This is a genomic window from Mycobacterium sp. UM_CSW (assembly GCF_000455205.1).
GTDB lineage: Bacteria > Actinomycetota > Actinomycetes > Mycobacteriales > Mycobacteriaceae > Mycobacterium.
The window spans coordinates 1-18,089 of record NZ_AUWQ01000025.1; the positions used below are offsets into that span (position 1 = coordinate 1).

An 18,089-nucleotide genomic window follows, 5' to 3' on the forward strand; every position below is an offset into this window, starting at 1 on the left:
GGCCGTCACCGCGCGCACCGGTCGCCGCTCGCCGCCGATTTGAACGGTCGTATCGGGGCTGGCGACCAGATTGCGGTACCACTGCGGATGATTCGGCAGACCACCTTGGGAGGCGACGACGACCACGTCCTGCCCATCGCGCAGATACAGCAGCGGCACCGTGTACGGCTTGCCCGTTTTGCGACTCCGGTGTTCGAGCAGCAGGGTCGGTACCGGTTTGCGGAAGCCGGCGCCGATCCGCCATTTGCCCCCGATCCGCCCGTTCGTCTTCCGGTAAACCCACACCTGCGCCCTGCTCGTGTGGCGGAAGATGATCGGCAGCAGCGGTGAGTCCAGCTGCTCGGGCCGCTTGGGCGCGGTCATTGCAGCGCCACCCCGAGTTCCTGGGCGAAGACGTTGATCATGTGCTGGACGCCAATCTCGTTGCGGCCGATGATCATGTGGTCGTGTTGCCCGTGCCTGACACCTTCGCCGCACTGGGGCAGCATCGCGAAGTCCTCGTCGCGAACGGCCGCGTGCACCCCTTCGTAGACCGCGTCGTATCCGGCCCTCATGTCATCGTTGGTTGCCGGGATGCGGGCCATCCAGCTGTGCCGGACCGTGCAGCGCGTCGGCTCGCCGTCGGGCAGGATGTCGATAATCTCCACGCCCACAGGGCTGTTGGCGAGAATGAGATTCGGATAGACCCAGTAGATCACCCCCATGTTCATCAGCGGTTCCGTCGACGCGGTGGGGTCGGTCTCCACGTTGGTGATCCAGTTGAACGGGAAGCCGATGCGGTGATGCTTGCCGAACTCGTCGTAGACCATCGTGTTGGCCAGGGTGTTCTGCCCGATGAGGCTCTCGCCGTGGACGTAGGGAAAGTGGTATCCCTCGGCGAACGCTTCCAGCGCGCCCTTCCACGACACCTTGGACGTGAACTCGCGCTGCGTGTGGTATCCGTACGCCTCGTAGTTCCACAGCGCGAGCTCGGCGTTGAGGGCGCCGAGGTGCGCGTCGAGGTCGAGGGTCGCATCGGCGGTCAGCACCGCCCAGACGAACCCGTGGCGTTCCTCGGACGGCAGTTCCACCAACCCATATTTCTTCGGATCCATGGAATCGAAGCCGGCCTTGCCGGGAACCATGAACAGCTCGCCGGTGTTCCGGTATGTCCAGGCGTGATAGGGGCACACGAACCGCGAGGCATTGCCGGATCCGCACGCGGGCATGGCCCCGCGGTGGCGGCAGTAGTTGAGCAAGACGTGGCTGGCGCCGGAGCGGTCACGGGTCACCAGCAGCGAATCGCCCAGCACCGAGCGGACCACGTAATCGTTCTTCGCCGGCACCTGAGCCGACGGGACGATGGCCAACGGCACCTTGCGCAGGATCTGCGACTCCTCGATCTCGGTGATCTTCGGATCGCGGTAATAGTGCAGCGGCACCTTGAGTTCCCGCTCGGCCATGTCCGTCGTGCCGTCCAGCGCGTGGCGCAACCCTCGCCGGGTCAGGCTCTCGTCGGTGCCGTTGACTGGACTTTCGGTCGGCAGCGGCATCGTTTGACCATACATTCAGGACTCTTTGTCTTGTCAAGGTTAGAGTGCCCTTTGTGCGACGATCACGCAATGCGACGACACGGCTGGTCCGGGGACATCCCGGCGGACGACGAGGAAGCGGTCGCTCGCATCATCGACACGGCGCGCACCGCCATCGACCAACGCGGCACCGTGAGCGTGTCCGAGGTCGCCCAGAGCCTCGGCGTGACGCGCCAAACCGTCTATCGCTACTTTCCGACCCATGAGGCACTCCTGGGCGCCACGGCGCTGTCGGCCGTCGACGCCTTCCTGAATCGGCTCGCCACCCATCTGGGGTCGATCACCGACCCCACCGAGGCCGTGGTGGAAGGCATCGCTTACACCTACGAGCAGATCGCCCACGACAAGTACCTCAGCCTGGTAGTCCAGCCGGGTAAGGCCAGCGCCCTGACCGCCGGGGTGACCTCGGACATGGCGATCTCGTTCGGCCGGTCGATCCTGGAAAGGTTCGAAGTCGACTGGGCCGCAGCGGGATTCGCCGACAGCAAGCTGGACGAGCTGGTCGAGATGATGTTGCGCATGCTGCAGTCGCTCATCGTGGACCCCGGACGCCCCGCACGCACCGGAAAGCGGCTACGCACCTTCTTGGCGGACTGGATCGCGCCGTCAGTGCGTGCGCACGCCGTCGCGCGGGGCTGAATCGTCGAATCTACTTCGCCGACAGTCCAATTCCGAATTTGGCGCGGGCCGCGTCGGTGACGGGCGTGAACAGGTTGACCAGATTGCCGTCGGGATCGCGGAACAACAGTGCCCGATTCCCCCACGGCATGGTCGTAGGTTCCGTCACGACTTCGGCCACGCGGTCGCGCAGCCGATCGTATTCCGCGTCCACGTCCTCGACCAGGAATTCCAGTATCGCGCTGCGGTTTGCCGCCGGCTCGGCCGATCCCTCCCCGAAGAGCGGTACCGTCTTGTCGCTGCCGATGGCCAGTGTGCCGACCGGTGTCGGGATCTCGGCGAAAAGTTCGTTCCCCCATACCGCGGAGGCTTCGGTGACCATCTCGTAGAAGCCGACCAGCCGATTGACGTCGGCGGTGATGATGCGGGTCGAAACAAACTTCATGGAGCCCTCCCTGTGGCGGTGTCTTGCGTCGACGCAAGGCTAGGCGCGGCCACCGACAAGCTTCCGACAAGAGCGCTAAACCGGGGTCCAGATCCCGTTGTTCCAGAACCCCCAGGCGTTGACCGTGGGGTTCCACATCAGCCGAGCCCCGGGCGCCCACGACGGCGGGGGTGGTTGCGGCGGCGCCCAACCCGGCGGGGGTCCCCACGGTCCCCAGCCGGCCGGACCCGGCAGGCCTTGCCAGTCGTGGCAGTGATTCCAGTCCCAGTTGTAGGCAGTACCCCAGCCGGGGTCCCATTGATCGCCGGGACACCAGTGATTGGTCGGGACGGGAGCCGCCTGCGCCGTGGGCACGGAGCCGCCGGCCAAGCCGAGGGCGAACAGGGCCAGGCCGCCCAGCACGCCCGCGGACCGGCGGACCCACGGTCTGGTTTGGTTCAGCGTCGCCAATTCACACGGATCCACTAGGTCGCGCTCCCCTCGTCCGGCGCCTCCGAGAGGTTTTCGAGACCTCGTCGGCTCTCGGCCACCGCGCGCCTGATTTCGGCGTTCTCCCGTTTGGCGGCTGCTTTCCTGCGCTGCACCCGTTCGTTGACGCGCCGCAGTCGCTCGCGCTCCCGCTGCGCGGTCGCACCCTCTCGGTCGTCGGCCACCTGCTCGCGGTCGTCAGCCGCCTGCTCGCGATCGTCGGCGATCCGGTCACGCTCATCCGCGACGCGTTCTCGTTCGTCGGCGACGCGCTCGCGCCTCGAGAGCTCGATCTCACGCCGCGCGAGAGACTCCTCGCGGCTGTCCAACTCGGCATCACGCTGCGCGGGTTCGCCCTGCGTCTCGGCGCCGCCGTCAACGACCACGACTTACCTTAACGCCGCGGGGCCCCCGACGTGACTCCCGAAAGGCGACATGCAAATCTGTTTCGGACTAGGATCGCTCATCGCGGCAAACCCATTCAGGGCCTGTATTTTCCGGTGACTTGGTCGTATCGTGCTGCCGGAGGGCTACCAGTTAGGAAACGCCGATGCGGAAGATACCCCTGGCGACCATCGCGCTGGCCGCGATGGCTATTCCCGTCGCGGCACCGGCATCAGCCGAGCCGGTGATGGCCGCCGACGAGGTGGTGAACGGGATGTACGCCGTCCACTTCGTCGACGGAAGTATGCAGGATCTGACATTCAAGGCCACGTCGTGCGGTATTGGCTGCACCCAAGTCACTTTCGCCAACACCACCGGCCAGGCCCAGTTCTACGCTGATCACTGGCATCTGGCCCTTCCGCCGAATCCCGCGGCGTGGCGCTGCAATGACGGGACGACACATCGGGGCTTCCAAGAATGGAACTGGGACCCCGTTGCGGGGACTGGCACGATGGTGGTCGTCCGCACCGAGGCCGCTTGCGGATATTCGGATCACAGCAGCCAACCCATCGCCCATCGCTTCACCTTGACCAAGACGAGTAGCCAGTCGGGGGAGCCAAGCGTCCTTCCGCCCGCCATCGCGTAGCTACTGCTGCCCCTCCAGGAGATGGGCGTACGGGTCCGCTTCGGCGCCAACGGATTCCGGCATCGGGTAGTACGTCTTGATGAGCAGGTTGCCGTCGTCGTCCCACGCGAACGTCTCGATGCTGTAAGCCATTTGGACGTTCGGCTCGGTACCGAAGTGGTTCTCGCACACCCAAGCCATCTCGTTTCCGTTGACCTGCACCGTGATCATCTTGATCTTCAGGATCGACTGGAACATGTCGAACGCCTCGGACGTGGCGGTGGCGAACCCGTGCTTCTCCTCGGTGCCGACGGGGTCGAACATGCGGACCTCACCCGGGCAGATCGTGCGCCACGACGCCACCCACTCGTCCTTCTTGCCCTGATTCCACAAGTCAGCGTGTTTGGCAGCGTGCGCCAAACGAGCCTGGCGGCTCGGAACCTTGCTCATCTCAGCTCCACCTCCGGTCACGTCACCCTGATGGTCACGATAGCTGGACACCTGTCCAGTTGGAAGCGCCTACGTCTTCGGCCGCCGAGTTACCCGTCCAGTGAAAGTCGCTCCATCCGGAGCAATGGATAGGGTCTCCCGTCGTCGTCGAGATCACTTCGCCCAACGACGGCGAATCCCCGGTTGCGATAAAACGCGACGGCCTCCGCGTTGTCCTCGTTGACATCCACGAAACGGACCGAATCCACGTCGATCACATACGCCAGAAGCGCACTCCCGACTCCGCTGCCGCGGTGTCCTGCATCCACGAACAGCATTTCGAGTTTGTGGTCAGCAACGCCTGCGAAGCCGACCACCTCGTCGCCGCGTTCGGCCACAACCAGGCGAACATACGGCAGATAGTCGGAGGGCAGACGCCGCTCGATCTCGTCACGATCCGATTCCCGCAGGAACTCATGCGTGGCGTCGACTGCACTCCGCCAGACCTCAACCAGTCGCGGATACTCGTCGCTTCGGACTCGTGCGCGGAGGCGCAGCGAGGGAGGCCGCCCGCCGCTTGTTTGCACTCGCCTAGACGTTGAACCGGAACTCGACCACGTCGCCGTCGGCCATGACGTAGTCCTTGCCCTCCATGCGGACCTTGCCGGCCGCCTTGGCCGCCGCCATGGAGCCCGCGGCGATCAGGTCGTCATACGACACGATCTCGGCCTTGATGAAGCCCTTCTCGAAGTCGGTGTGAATCACCCCGGCGGCCTTGGGCGCGGTGTCGCCTTGATGAATTACCCACGCCCGCGCCTCTTTCGGCCCCGCCGTCAGGAACGTCTGCAGCTTGAGCGTGTGAAAACCCGCCCGGGCCAACGCGTCGAGCCCACGCTCGGTCTGCCCGATCGACTCCAGCAGTTCGGCGGCCGACTCGTCGTCGAGCTCGACCAGCTCGGATTCGATTGCGGCGTCGAGGAATACGGCGTCGGCCGGCGCGACGAGCTCGCGCAGCTGTGCGACCCGCGCGGCATCGGTCAGCACCGCCTCGTCGGCGTTGAAGACGTACAAGAACGGCTTGATGGTCAGCAGGTTCAGTTCGCGCAGCAGCGAGACGTCACTCCCCGCGGCGAACAGCGTCTTGCCGGAGTCCAGCACCGCCTGCGCAGCGACGGCGGCGTCGTAGACGGGCTTGCGCTCCTTGTTGGTGCGCGCTTCCTTCTCCAGCCGCGGCAGCGCGCGCTCGAGCGTCTGCAGGTCGGCCAGGATCAACTCCGTCTCGACGACCTCGATGTCGGACTTGGGATCCACCTCGCCCGCGACGTGGGTCACGTCGTCGTCGGAGAACACCCGCACCACCTGGCAGATGGCGTCGCATTCGCGGATGTGGGCCAGGAACTTATTGCCCAGCCCGGCCCCCTCCGACGCGCCCTTGACCAGCCCGGCGATGTCGACGAACGTGACCGGCGCCGCAACGATGCGCTCGGAGGAGAAAAGCTCCGCCAGCTTGGCCAGCCGCGGATCCGGCAGCGAAACCACGCCCTCGTTGGGTTCGATCGTCGCGAACGGATAGTTCGCCGCCACCACGTTATTGCGGGTCAGCGCGTTGAACAGCGTCGACTTGCCGACGTTGGGCAGGCCGACGATTCCAAGGCTGAGGCTCACGGGGAACCAAGTCTAAGGGGCCGACCGCGGCGGTTCGTTCGTGCGTGCGGCTTTGTTTTTGCGGGGGCACGCCAACCGTCGCTAACGAGGTCTTTACGGGCGTTTCGGCTCATTCCCGGTACGGTCTACATGTGTCAGCGCAGCGGGAAAGATCGGCGGTTGAGGCCAACCACCGCTCGATTCACCCCAGGATCCCAGGTGTGCCGTGGTGGGCGGCCCTGCTCATCGCGGTGTCCGCGACCGCCATCGGTTACGGCATCGACGCCGGGATGGGCCACAAGGACCTGACGCACGTCTTCGCGGGCTTCTATATAGCCGGTTGCGTGGCCGCGGTCCTGGCCGTGCGACAGGAGGGCGTGTTCACCGCGATCATTCAGCCACCGTTGATTCTTTTCTGCGCGGTCCCCGGCGCCTACTGGATGTTCCACGGACGCAAGCTCGGCAACCTCAAAGATCTCCTGATCAACTGCGGCTATCCGCTCATCGAGCGTTTCCCGCTGATGCTGGGGACCGCCGGGGGTGTGCTGCTAATCGGCCTGGTGCGCTGGTATTTCGGGAAGCCACGCGCCGCGACCCACTCCACGGAGGAGACGTCAGAGGAACCCCGTTCCGCCGGCAATGGCATTGGGGCGAAACTGAATTCGCTCCTTGGCCTCGGACCTCGCGAGGACGATGCGGAGCAAGCACCGGCTGCCCGCTCCAAACGAACCCGGACCGCCAGCCGGTCCTCGAGGGACGGCCGGACGGCGAGGGGCGAGCGGTCCGCCGCGCGTTCGAGCCGAAGCCACTCCCGCCGAGCGCGACCGCCGCTTCACGACGAGGGCGAACCCGCAACCGAGCGGCCGCGGCGCCGGCGCCCGGCGCCGCCCCGTGACTTCGACCCCGCCGAACCCCCGCCGCGGCCACGGCGCCGCCAACGGCCGCCGGGCGATCCAGACCCGCGCGAAACGCGCCGCGAGCCGCGCGCCCACCGCGATCCCTATGACCGGCCGGCTCCTCGGAGCAGCCGCTTCGACGGCTACGAGCCGTACGAGCCGCCCAGCGCGCCCGAGCGCTATGAGCGGTACGAGTCATACGAGCCCCGGCGCCGTCGCCCCGCCCCGAGCGGCAACGGCAGCTCGACCCACCACCCAATTTCGCGGGTGCGCTACCGCGGGGAAGCCCCGTTGAGCGAGCCCAGGGATCCGCGAGCCGAGCGCCGGGGTGGTTCCCGCGCGCCGCGCGGCTTCCCGGCTGAATCCTGGGAGTACGAGGGCTAGCTAGCGCGACGACCGGATCTCGCGGGGCAGCGCGAACACCAGGGTCTCCTGGGCCGTCGTCACCGGCTGCACCACGTCGAAGCCGCAGTCGGCGAGGCGCTCCAGCACACCGCGCACCAGCACCTCGGGCACCGACGCCCCCGAGGTGACGCCCACCGTCGTGACGCCCTCCAACCACGCCGGGTCGATGTCGTCGGCGCAGTCGACCAGGTGCGCGGCCGCGGTGCCGCCGCCCAGCGCCACCTCGACCAGCCGCACCGAGTTCGACGAGTTGCGCGACCCGACGACGATGACCAGCTCGCATTCGGGCGCCATCGCCTTGACCGCGACCTGGCGATTCTGGGTCGCGTAGCAGATGTCGTCGCTGGGCGGGTCCTGCAGCTTCGGGAAGCGTTGGCGCAGCCGCTCGACGATCTCCATCGTCTCGTCGACCGAGAGCGTGGTCTGCGAGAGCCAGACCACCTTGTTCTCGTCGCGCACCGTCACGTTGTCCACCGCGGCGACGCCGTCGACCAGCTGCACGTGCTCGGGCGCCTCGCCGGCGGTCCCGATGACCTCCTCGTGCCCCTGGTGGCCGATGAGCAGGATGTCGTAGTCGTCCCGGGCGAAGCGCCTGGCCTCGTTGTGCACCTTGGTCACCAGGGGGCAGGTGGCATCGATGGTCTGCAGGTTGCGTTCGGCGGCGGCGGCGTAGACGGTCGGCGCGACGCCGTGCGCGGAGAACACCACGATGGCACCCTCGGGCACTTCGTCGGTCTCCTGCACGAAAACGGCGCCGGCCTTCTTCAGCGTGTCGACGACGTGCCGGTTGTGCACGATCTCGTGGCGCACGTAGACGGGGGCGCCGTGCTTCTCCAGGGCGCGCTCGACCGTCTCGACGGCCCGGTCCACCCCCGCGCAGTAGCCACGCGGCTCCGCCAGGAGCACCCTCTTGCGAGTTGGGTCGTGGGCTACCGAGCTGGCTGGTCCCACAGAGCCGGGAATTCCCATGTCAACAGTCGGCGGCATGACATTCAGGGTACCGGCCGGCGGTCGGCTTGGACTTATCCGTGGGTTGAGGCAGTCTTGGACCCATGGCCACTGCACCGTACGGAGTTCGGCTGATAGTCGGCGCGGCGACAGTCGCTGTCGAGGAGACCATGAAGCTGCCGAAAACCATCCTGATGTACCCCATGACGCTGGCCAGCACGGCGGCGCACATAGTGATGCGATTTCAGCAGAACCTCGCCGAGCTGGTCATCAAGGGCGACACCACCCTGGAGTCGATCTTTCCGCCCAAGGACGAGAAGCCGGAATGGGCGACCTTCGACGAGGACCTGCCCGAAGACGACGGGGTCCCAGCGGCCGACGGCGACGAAGCCGAGCGGCGGGCCGAGGGCCGGTTCGCGCTGTACTCGGTGGCCGACGCGCACGAGGACGCCAGCGCGCTCGTCAAACCAGCCAAGCAATCCAAGAAGCCGGCGGCGAAATCGACCGTCGCGCAGCCGGCGGTGGCCACCGAACTCGACTACCCCACGCTGACGCTGGCCCAGCTGCGCGCCAGGCTGCAGCAGCTCAGCGTGGACGAGCTCGAGGCCCTGCTGGCCTACGAACAGGCCACCAAGGCCCGGGCGCCGTTCCAGACGCTCCTCGCCAACAGGATCACCCGCGCGAACGCGAAGTGACCCGAGCGGCCAATCCCGAACCCAACTCCGCGGAGAACCCCTTTCCGGTGCGCGCGGTGGCGGTGCGCGTCGCGGGCTGGATCGACAAGCTCGGCATCGTCTGGGTCGAGGGGCAGCTGGCCCAGATCACGATGCGCCCCGACTCCAAGACGGTGTTCATGGTGCTGCGCGACCCGGCCGCCGACATGTCGCTGACCGTGACGTGTTCGCGTGACCTGGTGGCTAACGCGCCGGTGAAACTCGCCGAAGGCACCCAGGTGGTGGTCTGCGGCAAGCCGTCGTTCTACACCGGCCGCGGCACATTCTCGTTGCGGCTCAGTGAGATTCGCGCGGTCGGCATCGGCGAGCTGTTGGCGCGCATCGACCGGCTGCGCCGGCTGCTCGACGCCGAAGGGCTCTTCGACCCTCGGTTCAAGCGGCCAATCCCCTTCCTGCCCAACAGGATCGGGCTGATCACCGGCCGTGCCAGCGCCGCCGAACACGACGTGACGACCGTGGCCGGCGCCCGCTGGCCCGGCGTGCGTTTCGCGGTGCGCAACACGGCCGTCCAGGGGCCCAACGCGGTCGCGCAGATCGTCGAGGCGCTGGCCGAACTCGACCGCGACCAGGACGTCGACGTGATCGTGCTGGCCCGCGGCGGGGGCAGCGTGGAAGACCTGCTGCCGTTCTCCGACGAAACCCTGTGCCGCGCGATCGCGGCCTGCCGCACCCCGGTGATCAGCGCGATCGGGCACGAGCCCGACAACCCGCTGTGCGATCTGGTCGCCGACCTGCGCGCCGCGACCCCCACCGACGCCGCCAAGAAGGTGGTTCCCGACACCGCCGCCGAGCAGCGGCTGATCGATGATCTGCGCCGGCGCAGCGCGCAGGCCCTGCGCAACTGGGTGTCCCGCGAACAGCGCGCGCTGACCCAGCTGCGCAGCCGGCCGGTGCTGGCCGAGCCGTTGACGGCGCTGACCGCCCGCGCCGACGAGATCCACCGCGCCCGCTCGGCGGTGCGCCGCGACATCAGGCGGCTGGTTGCCGCCGAGGCCGACCGCATCGGTCACCTGAGCGCCCGGCTGGCCACCCTGGGCCCCGCGGCCACCCTGGCCCGCGGCTATGCCGTCGTGCAGACCGTTCCCGACGCGGGGCCCGCGGCGGTGCTGCGTTCGGTCGACGACGCGCCGCCGGGCACGCGGCTTCGGGTGCGGGTCGCTGACGGCGCCGTGGCGGCCGTGAGCGAGGGGGTGTCCGATGGCGGCCAATGACGAAGAATCGGGGCGGCCAATTACGCCCATTAGTCAGCTTGGCTATGAAGCGTGCCGCGACGAGCTGATCGAAGTGGTGCGGCTGCTGGAACAGGGCGGCTTGGACCTGGATGCGTCGCTGCAGCTCTGGGAAAGAGGCGAAAAGCTGGCTAAACGGTGCGAAGAACACTTAGCTGGAGCGCGCAAGCGGGTCGAGGACGCGCTGGCTGCCGGCGAGGCGGAAGAGGGCTGAGCGCCGGCCCTGCCGCTCAATCGGCCGGCAATCACCGGTTCAATATTGGAACACGTTTCAGTTAAGCTTTCCGCATGGGTGATCCATCACTGACAACCGAACTCGGGCGCGTCCTGGTCACCGGCGGCTCGGGGTTTGTCGGCGCGAACCTGGTGACCACCCTGCTCGACCGCGGATACCAGGTGCGTTCGTTCGACCGCGCCCCCTCGCCGCTGCCGGCGCATCCACAGCTGGAGGTGCTGCAGGGCGACATCACGGATGCGGGCGTCTGCGCCGCGGCGGTCGACGGCATCGACACCGTGTTCCACACCGCCGCGCTCATCGAGCTGATGGGCGGCGCGTCGGTCACCGAGGAATACCGTCAGCGCAGCTTCGCCGTCAACGTCGGCGGCACGGAGAATCTGGTGCACGCCGGGCAGCGGGCCGGTGTGAAGCGGTTCGTCTACACCTCGTCCAACAGCGTGGTGATGGGCGGGCAGAACATCGCCGGGGGCGACGAGACGCTGCCCTATACCAACAGATTCAACGACCTCTACACCGAGACGAAGGTGGTCGCCGAACAATTTGTATTGGCGCAGAACGGTGTTCAGGGCATGCTGACGTGCGCGATCCGGCCCAGCGGCATCTGGGGCCGCGGCGATCAGACGATGTTTCGCAGGTTGTTCGAAAGCGTGATCGCCGGGCACGTCAAGGTGCTGATCGGCCGCAAGTCCGCCCGGCTCGATAACTCCTACGTGCACAACCTGATTCACGGTTTCATCCTGGCCGCCCAGCATCTGGTCCCCGGCGGCACGGCGCCCGGTCAGGCGTACTTCATCAACGACGCCGACCCGATCAACATGTTCGAGTTCGCCCGGCCGGTGGTGGAGGCCTGCGGCGTCAACTGGCCCCGGGTGCGCGTGAATGGCCCGATGGTCCGCGCGGCGATGAGCGGTTGGCAGCGGCTGCATTTCCGGTTCGGGATACCGGCGCCGCTGCTGGAGCCGCTGGCCATCGAGCGGTTGTATCTGGACAACTACTTCTCGATCGACAAGGCGCGGCGCGATCTCGGATACGAGCCGTTGTTCACCACCGACAAGGCCATGTCCGAGTGCCTGCCGTACTACGTGGACTTGTTCGGCCAGATGAAGAGTCAGGCCGCAGCCGCCCGGACGAAGTAGCGAGACAAGTTCGCTCGCATCATGACCGGCTTCACCGTGCGATGGCGCGCCAGACCAACTCAGAGATGATTCGGCAGTATTCGTCGTCGACCGGCTCGCCGGTGAATAGCGCGCGCATGTTGATCGGTGCGAACAGCAATTCCAGCACTGTCAGCGCGTCGACACCGTCTCGAAGTTCGCCACGCTCTCGTGCGCGGTCGACCACGACGCGATGGGTGCCCGCGCGAGCTCGCCAAATTTCCCTGCGAATTCGGGCGCTTGGCAAGTCCGGGTTGTCGATTATGTGTGTGATCTGTAAACGGCGCCCAATCTCTGAATTGACGTAGTAGGTCATCCCGGCCGCCAGAGCAAACAGGTCGGTACGGAGCGAACCCGTATCCGGCGCCGTGACTTCTCTGCTCGGCCACGCCAAGAAAACTTCGAGCATGAGGCTGTCTTCGTCGCCCCACTCTCGGCGAATCGCCACTGGGTCGAGCCGGTGCCGGTCAGCCAGCGACAGAATGCGGAAACGGTCTATGCCCCAACGAGTTAGTTCATCATAGGCGGCGGCGAGCACTCGTTCGCGGAAATCCTCCGGCATCGAGTGCTCACCCACCCCTGACATCTCCACCCGCCTGCAAATGTGAACCCCGGTTTTAGAAATAACTTGCCCAATCTAACCATGGGCACTAAGCGATGCTGAGCTGCAGTTAATGAAGACGAGCGAGTTCAGCTTTGTGGTACTAGCGGAAGCTCACCATCTGGGCGCCCCAGGCGGCCCGGATGGGCGCGTCGACGTCGTTGACGATCGTGTCGCGCTTGTCGATCAGCAGGCACGCGCGATCGGCCTCCTGGTAGGGTGTCCAATCCGGCTCGCCGGCTGGGCCCTCGGGTTTGCCATGGGTGGCGAAGTTGACCCACCTGGTGCGCACCCGTTTCGAAACCGCCTTGGCGGTCTTGGCGCCGCCCAGCTTCAGGGTCGGGTCCTTCGGCGCCCCGAGATTGCCCCAGACGTAAGGCAATTCGGTGGCGTGGGCGGCGTTGACCAGCAGCAGTTTCAGCAACGGAGTCGAGTAGTCGAACCGGTACAGATACACCGGGGCCACGTGGGAGTGCCCTTCGGCCAGCCACACCGACGGCATCCGGAAGCCCACGTCGGTGGCGATGCTCAAAGACCTTGCCTTGCGCCGCAATCCGGAGTAGGCGGACACGATCTGCTCCTGGGTGGGCAATTGCAGGTCGGGTTGTTCGGCGGCGATCTGGGTGAACATCGAAGTGATCGCGCGCGGGGTGATCGGCATCAGCGGCGAGCGCATCAGCCGGAACAGCGCCGCCTCATGCTTGTTGGTGCCGATGATCAGCGGCACCGGGTGCAAGCGACCCTCCTGCGCCAGCTTGACCGGATAGTCGTGCAGCAGCTCGCCGTCGACGATCGGGACGAACGCGAGCGTGCCCGGATTGCGCACGGGCACTTCGTCGAACACCTGCTGCGACGCGGCGAGGATCGCCGCGATCGGCGCGTCGGGCAACGTGTCCGGGTCGATTCGCAGCTTGTCGAGGAAGCTGACGGCGACGCGCTCGGCCCGCTCGCGGTCGTACACCGAAGTGGCCGGAGAACTCTGGACGATCGCACCGGCGAACAGGCCCTCGGCCGCCGGGGCGGCCAGCAGCGTCGTGACGATCCCCGCGCCGGCGGATTCGCCGAACAGCGTGACCCGTTGGGGATCGCCGCCGAACGCCGCGATGTTTTCCCGCACCCAGCGCAACGCGGCCAGCACGTCATACAGCCCGATGTTCGAGTCGAAGCGGTGCCGCGCGGTGTTGAACGACGACAGGTCGAGAAATCCCAGCGCCCCGAGCCGATAGTTGACCGTCACGACCACGACGTCACCGCTACTGACCAACCGGTGGCCCTCGTAGAGCGGCTGGCTGGCCGATCCCAGCACGTAGGCGCCGCCGTGTAGCCACACCAGCACCGGTTTGCCGTCGCCGGGCGCGGTGCCCGCCGGGGCGAAGACGTTCAGGCTCAGGCAGTCTTCACCCTGCGGCGCACCGAGTTCCAGAGGCATGTTGGGGAAGGTGGGTTGCGGGCAGGCCGGGCCGTAGGACGTGGCGTCGGCGACCTCCGCCCACCGCTTCGGCGGCTCCGGACGCCGGAACCGCAGGTCGCCGACGGGCGGCGCGGCGTACCGGATGCCCTTCCAGCTCCGGACGCCGCCGTCGTCGCCGCCCCGGACCGGGCCATGGGTCGTTTCGACCACGCGGTTGTCGGTCGCCATGGTTCTCCAGCTTCCCTAACTCAGCCGCTCGGTTAGGAATTCGACTACCCGTTTGCGCGCCTCGTAAGCCGGATGGCCGTCGACTTCACGAACCTCGGTGGTCAGCACCGAGTGGGCTGACTTCCCGAATCCGTATTCATTGCCCTGGCTCGAGTCGATCTCTATCACCTCGAAAGCGTCGCCCAGTCGCTCCTTGAGCACCGCAAACCGTTCAGCGGGCACCACCGGGTCCTCGCTGAACCGTAAACCCAAGGCGCACAAGCCTTCGTTGGCGGCGCGGCCTGCGACGGTGGCCAGCTCCTCCTCACTCAGGCCAGGATCGCGCCGCCGCGCACGGCCCAGCGGCAGGGGCACCGACGGCTGGGAGAGCACGGGAGCCAGGACGCTGTCGTCGACCGCGGCGGCCAACGCGAAGCCGCCGGTGAAGCACTGGCCGATCACACCGACGCCTTTGCCCGGCGTCGACGCGTTGAGATCACGAGCCAGCGCGCGTAGGAACAACGACACCGGCCGCTGCTTGTTGGTTGCAAACGCGGCGAATTCCTTTGCCACACAGGCCCGCGCGAGGCTCGTCACGATGGATCCGGTCGTCTTGGCCCTGCCCGGCTCACCGAACAGCGACGGCATGGCGACGGTGAAGCCGTTGTCCACCAGGTGATTACCCAGGCCCAGTACCTCGGGATGGATGCCGGGGATCTCGGGAATCAACACCACGCCTGGGCCGGTGCCCTTGCGGTAGACGTCGTGGGTGTAGCCGCCACCGGTGAACGGTGCCACGGACCATCCGGACAGGTCTGCTTGGGGTGCGGTCACGCGGTGCCTTCTCACTAGCCCTCTTGAAGGGCGGGTAACGGCGACGCCGTCTGCGTCGCCGAGGCCAGCGTACGGAATTCGTCGGGGCTACCGGCACCGGTTATCGCGATCTGGGTGGCGCCGGCCGGCCCGGTCAGCCGGGTGGTCCACACCGGCTCGGTGTCGGACCCCTTCTGGCCCGCGCCGCGATAGACGACCCAGTTGACCCCGTCGACGTCGACCGCACCGGTCGGATACGCCGAGGGATGGACCGACCCGACGAGCTTGTCCTCGTCGGCGTTGCTCTGGATCAGGCCCAGGTACATGCCCGTCGGGCTGATGTAGCCCACGGTCGAGGTGGCCGCGTGCGACCGCTGACCTGTCGAGGGGTCGGTCCGGCCGTTGTCGATGCCCCCGCGACCGCCCGAGTTGGGGTGCCATCCGGCGGGCAACTGGGGCAGCCGGATCGGAAAGCCCAGCGTCTGGGCGTCCGCCCGCAAGGCGGCCGCCGCATCGTAGGACGGGATCGCGCCCTTGTTGGTCCCGACCGGCTGAAACGAGCACATCCCGACCAGGCCGGCCAGCAGGATGCAGCCGATCACCAGCGGCATCAGCGACCAGAACATGTCGCGACCGTCCTGAAGCAACCGGGGCTTTGCCGGTTTGGGCGCCGGCGCCGGCTCGCCTAGCTCGGCGTTCGGCTGCGGCTCGTCGGTCATGAGCCCGAGTATCCCAGTTCCCGCAGACCGATCCGCTTCTGGGACAATCGGCAACCATGAGCGATCGCCCTCAACGCCGCGAAGCCCCCGACCGCAACCTGGCGATGGAGCTGGTCCGGGTAACCGAGGCGGGTGCCATGGCGGCCGGCCGGTGGGTGGGCCGCGGCGACAAGGAGGGCGGCGACGGCGCGGCCGTCGACGCCATCCGCGAGCTGGTCAACACCGTGTCGATGCGCGGCGTGGTGGTGATCGGCGAGGGCGAGAAGGATCAGGCGCCGATGCTCTACAACGGCGAGGAGGTCGGCAACGGGGACGGCCCGGAGTGCGACTTCGCCGTCGACCCGGTGGACGGCACCACGTTGATGAGCAAGGGCATGCCCAACGCCATCTCGGTGCTGGCGGTGGCCGACCGGGGCGCGATGTTCGACCCGTCGGCGGTGTTCTACATGAACAAGATCGCCGTCGGGCCCGAGGCCGCCAACGTGCTCGACATCACCGCGCCGATCGCCGACAACATCAAGGCCGTCGCCAAGGTCAAGGCCCTGTCGGTGCGCGACATGACGGTGTGCATCCTGGACCGGCCGCGGCACGCGCAACTCATCGAAGACGTCCGGGCCACCGGGGCCCGGATCCGGCTGATCACCGACGGCGACGTCGCCGGCGCCATCTCCGCGTGCCGGCCGGAGTCGGGCACCGACATGCTGGCCGGCATCGGCGGCACCCCAGAGGGCATCATCGCCGCGGCGGCGATCCGCTGCATGGGCGGGGCGATCCAGGCGCAACTGGCGCCCAAGGACGACGCCGAGCGCCGCAAGGCGCTGGACGCGGGCTACGACCTGGACCAGATATTGACCACGGAGGACCTGGTGTCCGGCGAGAACGTGTTCTTCTGCGCGACGGGGGTCACCGAGGGCGACCTGCTCAAGGGCGTGCGGTACTACCCCGGCGGCTGCACCACCCAGTCGATCGTGATGCGCTCGAAGTCGGGCACCGTGCGCCTGATCGAGGCCTACCACCGGCTGTCCAAGCTCAACGAGTACTCCTCGATCGACTTCACCGGCGACAGCTCTGCCGCCTATCCCCTGCCCTGACCGACCCGACGCGAAACGAAAGAGGAAGACCGATCTATGGCCAGTGAGGACGCCGACGGCGCCGAGTACCGCATCGAGCACGACACCATGGGCGAGGTTCGGGTGCCGGCAAAAGCCCTGTGGCGCGCGCAAACTCAGCGCGCGGTCGAGAACTTCCCGATTTCGGGCCGCGGTCTGGAGCGCACCCAGATCCGGGCGCTGGGTCTGCTGAAAGGCGCCTGCGCGCAGGTGAACAAGGACCTCGGGCTGCTGGCGCCGGAGAAGGCCGACGCGATCATCGCCGCGGCGGCCGAGATCGCCGACGGCCGCCACGACGATCAGTTCCCCATCGACGTCTTCCAAACCGGTTCGGGCACAAGCTCGAACATGAACACCAACGAGGTGATCGCCAGCATCGCCGCCGCCAACGGGGTGACGGTGCACCCCAACGACGACGTCAACATGTCGCAGTCGTCAAACGACACCTTCCCGACCGCCACCCACATCGCGGCCACCGAGGCCGCAGTGCGTCACCTGATCCCCGCGCTCGAGGTGCTGCACGACGCGCTGGCGAGCAAGGCGCGCGAGTGGCAGACGGTGGTCAAGTCCGGGCGCACCCACCTGATGGACGCCGTCCCGGTGACGCTGGGCCAGGAGTTCAGCGGCTACGCCCGCCAGATCGAGGCCGGGATCGAACGGGTCCGGGCCACGCTGCCGCGGCTGGGTGAGCTCGCGATCGGGGGCACCGCTGTCGGCACGGGCCTGAACGCACCCGACGGGTTCGGCGTCAAGGTGGTCGAGACGCTGGTCGCGTCCACCGGCCTGAGCGAATTGCGCCCGGCAGTCAACTCTTTCGAGGCCCAGGCCGCTCGCGACGGGCTGGTCGAGGCCTCGGGCGCGCTGCGCACCGTCGCGGTGTCGTTGACGAAGATCGCCAACGACGTCCGCTGGATGGGATCGGGCCCGCTGACCGGCCTGGCCGAGATCCAGCTGCCGGACCTGCAGCCGGGCAGTTCAATCATGCCGGGCAAGGTGAATCCCGTTCTGCCGGAGGCAGTTACGCAGGTCGCCGCGCAGGTGATCGGCAACGACGCGGCGGTCGCCGTCGGCGGGTTGTCCGGCGCCTTCGAGCTCAACGTCTACATCCCGATGATGGCCCGCAACATCCTGGAGTCCTTCAAGCTGCTGACCAACGTTTCGCGGCTGTTCGCGGAGCGCTGCATCGTCGGGCTCAAGGCGAACGTCGATCACCTGCGCGAGCTGGCCGAATCGTCGCCGTCGATCGTGACGCCGCTGAACTCGGCCATCGGCTATGAGGAGGCCGCCGCGGTGGCCAAACAGGCGCTCAAGGAGCGCAAGACCATCCGACAGACCGTCATCGATCGTGGGCTGATCGGTGACAAGCTGTCGCTGGAAGAGCTGGACCGCCGCCTCGACGTGTTGGCGATGGCCAAGGTGAAGCCGGAGGACTAGATGAGAG

22 protein-coding genes are annotated in these 18,089 nt (G+C 67.2%); 9 read left to right on the plus strand and 13 right to left on the minus strand.

Annotated elements, in window-relative coordinates; genetic code table 11:
* The coding region (locus N415_RS10485) for a nitroreductase/quinone reductase family protein (protein ID WP_068180772.1) at positions 1-363 on the minus strand (363 nt) is incomplete at its 3' end.
* Entirely contained in the window at positions 360-1,532 is a 1,173-nt protein-coding gene (locus tag N415_RS10490; protein WP_068180666.1) for an SRPBCC family protein, read from the minus strand. The genes N415_RS10490 and N415_RS10485, both read right to left, overlap by 4 nt.
* A gap of 69 nt (positions 1,533-1,601) precedes the next feature.
* Between N415_RS10490 and N415_RS10495 the strand changes: the two genes are divergently transcribed.
* Complete coding sequence (locus N415_RS10495; RefSeq protein WP_068180669.1) at positions 1,602-2,210, plus strand: TetR/AcrR family transcriptional regulator; 609 nt, start codon at positions 1,602-1,604, stop codon at positions 2,208-2,210.
* A 10-nt stretch (positions 2,211-2,220) separates the two neighbouring features.
* Here the strand turns inward: N415_RS10495 and N415_RS10500 are convergent, their stop codons facing one another.
* The 3 genes from N415_RS10500 to N415_RS10510 all read right to left on the minus strand — a co-directional run bounded on the left by N415_RS10500 (position 2,221) and on the right by N415_RS10510 (position 3,488).
* Entirely contained in the window at positions 2,221-2,634 is a 414-nt protein-coding gene (locus N415_RS10500) for a VOC family protein (protein ID WP_068180672.1), read from the minus strand.
* Between the two features lie 75 nt (positions 2,635-2,709).
* Positions 2,710-3,036: a hypothetical protein gene (locus N415_RS10505; protein WP_068180775.1), complete on the minus strand. Its 327-nt coding sequence runs from the start codon at positions 3,034-3,036 to the stop codon at positions 2,710-2,712.
* A gap of 62 nt (positions 3,037-3,098) precedes the next feature.
* Complete coding sequence (locus N415_RS10510) at positions 3,099-3,488, minus strand: hypothetical protein (RefSeq protein ID WP_068180674.1); 390 nt, start codon at positions 3,486-3,488, stop codon at positions 3,099-3,101.
* Between the two features lie 164 nt (positions 3,489-3,652).
* Between N415_RS10510 and N415_RS10515 the strand changes: the two genes are divergently transcribed.
* The gene (locus N415_RS10515) at positions 3,653-4,132 is read left to right on the plus strand and encodes a hypothetical protein (protein ID WP_068180676.1); all 480 of its coding nucleotides are present in this window, start codon (positions 3,653-3,655) and stop codon (positions 4,130-4,132) included.
* Here N415_RS10515 and N415_RS10520 read toward each other — a convergent pair whose 3' ends face one another.
* From N415_RS10520 to ychF, 3 genes are all read right to left on the minus strand, one after another.
* Positions 4,133-4,561: a hypothetical protein gene (locus N415_RS10520; protein WP_152531319.1), complete on the minus strand. Its 429-nt coding sequence runs from the start codon at positions 4,559-4,561 to the stop codon at positions 4,133-4,135.
* Between the two features lie 89 nt (positions 4,562-4,650).
* Positions 4,651-5,127, minus strand: a complete 477-nt coding sequence (locus tag N415_RS10525; protein ID WP_239645499.1) for an acetyltransferase — start codon at positions 5,125-5,127, stop codon at positions 4,651-4,653.
* 4 nt (positions 5,128-5,131) lie between these two features.
* Entirely contained in the window at positions 5,132-6,205 is a 1,074-nt protein-coding gene (gene ychF, locus N415_RS10530) for a redox-regulated ATPase YchF (RefSeq protein ID WP_068100918.1), read from the minus strand.
* Between the two features lie 131 nt (positions 6,206-6,336).
* Between ychF and N415_RS10535 the strand changes: the two genes are divergently transcribed.
* Positions 6,337-7,464 (plus strand): DUF6542 domain-containing protein, encoded by a 1,128-nt coding sequence (locus N415_RS10535; RefSeq protein WP_068180680.1) that lies wholly within the window; start codon positions 6,337-6,339, stop codon positions 7,462-7,464.
* On the opposite strand, the gene N415_RS10540 is transcribed toward N415_RS10535, so the two are convergent.
* Entirely contained in the window at positions 7,465-8,472 is a 1,008-nt protein-coding gene (locus N415_RS10540) for a 4-hydroxy-3-methylbut-2-enyl diphosphate reductase (RefSeq protein ID WP_068180682.1), read from the minus strand.
* 65 nt (positions 8,473-8,537) lie between these two features.
* Between N415_RS10540 and N415_RS10545 the strand changes: the two genes are divergently transcribed.
* The 4 genes from N415_RS10545 (at position 8,538) to N415_RS10560 (ending at position 11,770) form a co-directional block, all read left to right on the plus strand.
* Positions 8,538-9,128 carry a lipid droplet-associated protein gene (locus tag N415_RS10545; protein WP_068180684.1) on the plus strand — a complete coding sequence of 197 codons (591 nt, stop codon included), beginning with the start codon at positions 8,538-8,540 and terminating at the stop codon, positions 9,126-9,128.
* Positions 9,125-10,378 carry an exodeoxyribonuclease VII large subunit gene (gene xseA / locus N415_RS10550; RefSeq protein ID WP_068180686.1) on the plus strand — a complete coding sequence of 418 codons (1,254 nt, stop codon included), beginning with the start codon at positions 9,125-9,127 and terminating at the stop codon, positions 10,376-10,378. Before N415_RS10545 ends, xseA begins: the two co-directional genes overlap by 4 nt.
* Positions 10,365-10,610 (plus strand): exodeoxyribonuclease VII small subunit, encoded by a 246-nt coding sequence (locus N415_RS10555; protein WP_068180690.1) that lies wholly within the window; start codon positions 10,365-10,367, stop codon positions 10,608-10,610. The genes xseA and N415_RS10555 overlap by 14 nt, the downstream gene beginning before the upstream one ends.
* A 74-nt stretch (positions 10,611-10,684) precedes the next feature.
* Positions 10,685-11,770, plus strand: coding sequence for an NAD-dependent epimerase/dehydratase family protein (locus N415_RS10560; protein WP_068180693.1), 1,086 nt, complete (start codon positions 10,685-10,687; stop codon positions 11,768-11,770).
* Between the two features lie 31 nt (positions 11,771-11,801).
* On the opposite strand, the gene N415_RS10565 is transcribed toward N415_RS10560, so the two are convergent.
* The 4 genes from N415_RS10565 to N415_RS10580 form a co-directional block, all read right to left on the minus strand.
* Positions 11,802-12,365 carry a TetR-like C-terminal domain-containing protein gene (locus N415_RS10565; RefSeq protein WP_239645500.1) on the minus strand — a complete coding sequence of 188 codons (564 nt, stop codon included), beginning with the start codon at positions 12,363-12,365 and terminating at the stop codon, positions 11,802-11,804.
* A gap of 127 nt (positions 12,366-12,492) precedes the next feature.
* Complete coding sequence (locus N415_RS10570) at positions 12,493-14,028, minus strand: carboxylesterase/lipase family protein (RefSeq protein WP_068180695.1); 1,536 nt, start codon at positions 14,026-14,028, stop codon at positions 12,493-12,495.
* Positions 14,029-14,043: 15 nt separating this feature from the next.
* Positions 14,044-14,841, minus strand: a complete 798-nt coding sequence (locus N415_RS10575) for a dienelactone hydrolase family protein (RefSeq protein ID WP_068180698.1) — start codon at positions 14,839-14,841, stop codon at positions 14,044-14,046.
* A gap of 14 nt (positions 14,842-14,855) precedes the next feature.
* Positions 14,856-15,539, minus strand: a complete 684-nt coding sequence (locus N415_RS10580) for a DUF4245 domain-containing protein (RefSeq protein WP_068180701.1) — start codon at positions 15,537-15,539, stop codon at positions 14,856-14,858.
* Positions 15,540-15,595: 56 nt separating this feature from the next.
* Here N415_RS10580 and glpX point away from each other — a divergent pair, with 56 nt between their 5' ends.
* Both glpX and N415_RS10590 read left to right on the plus strand, forming a co-directional pair.
* Positions 15,596-16,630 (plus strand): class II fructose-bisphosphatase, encoded by a 1,035-nt coding sequence (gene glpX / locus N415_RS10585; RefSeq protein WP_193376427.1) that lies wholly within the window; start codon positions 15,596-15,598, stop codon positions 16,628-16,630.
* Between the two features lie 36 nt (positions 16,631-16,666).
* The gene (locus N415_RS10590; RefSeq protein WP_068180704.1) at positions 16,667-18,082 is read left to right on the plus strand and encodes a class II fumarate hydratase; all 1,416 of its coding nucleotides are present in this window, start codon (positions 16,667-16,669) and stop codon (positions 18,080-18,082) included.
* Positions 18,083-18,089: the final 7 nt, after the last annotated feature.

Coding starts and splice junctions, on each gene's coding strand:
- N415_RS10490 (WP_068180666.1), bottom strand. CDS start 1,532: ATGCCGCTGCCGACCGAAAGTCCAGTCAACGGCACCGACGAGAGCCTG.
- N415_RS10495 (WP_068180669.1), top strand. CDS start 1,602: ATGCGACGACACGGCTGGTCCGGGGACATCCCGGCGGACGACGAGGAA.
- N415_RS10500 (WP_068180672.1), bottom strand. CDS start 2,634: ATGAAGTTTGTTTCGACCCGCATCATCACCGCCGACGTCAATCGGCTG.
- N415_RS10515 (WP_068180676.1), top strand. CDS start 3,653: ATGCGGAAGATACCCCTGGCGACCATCGCGCTGGCCGCGATGGCTATT.
- N415_RS10520 (WP_152531319.1), bottom strand. CDS start 4,561: ATGAGCAAGGTTCCGAGCCGCCAGGCTCGTTTGGCGCACGCTGCCAAA.
- N415_RS10540 (WP_068180682.1), bottom strand. CDS start 8,472: ATGCCGCCGACTGTTGACATGGGAATTCCCGGCTCTGTGGGACCAGCC.
- N415_RS10545 (WP_068180684.1), top strand. CDS start 8,538: ATGGCCACTGCACCGTACGGAGTTCGGCTGATAGTCGGCGCGGCGACA.
- N415_RS10555 (WP_068180690.1), top strand. CDS start 10,365: ATGGCGGCCAATGACGAAGAATCGGGGCGGCCAATTACGCCCATTAGT.
- N415_RS10560 (WP_068180693.1), top strand. CDS start 10,685: ATGGGTGATCCATCACTGACAACCGAACTCGGGCGCGTCCTGGTCACC.
- N415_RS10570 (WP_068180695.1), bottom strand. CDS start 14,028: ATGGCGACCGACAACCGCGTGGTCGAAACGACCCATGGCCCGGTCCGG.
- N415_RS10580 (WP_068180701.1), bottom strand. CDS start 15,539: ATGACCGACGAGCCGCAGCCGAACGCCGAGCTAGGCGAGCCGGCGCCG.
- glpX (WP_193376427.1), top strand. CDS start 15,596: ATGAGCGATCGCCCTCAACGCCGCGAAGCCCCCGACCGCAACCTGGCG.
- N415_RS10590 (WP_068180704.1), top strand. CDS start 16,667: ATGGCCAGTGAGGACGCCGACGGCGCCGAGTACCGCATCGAGCACGAC.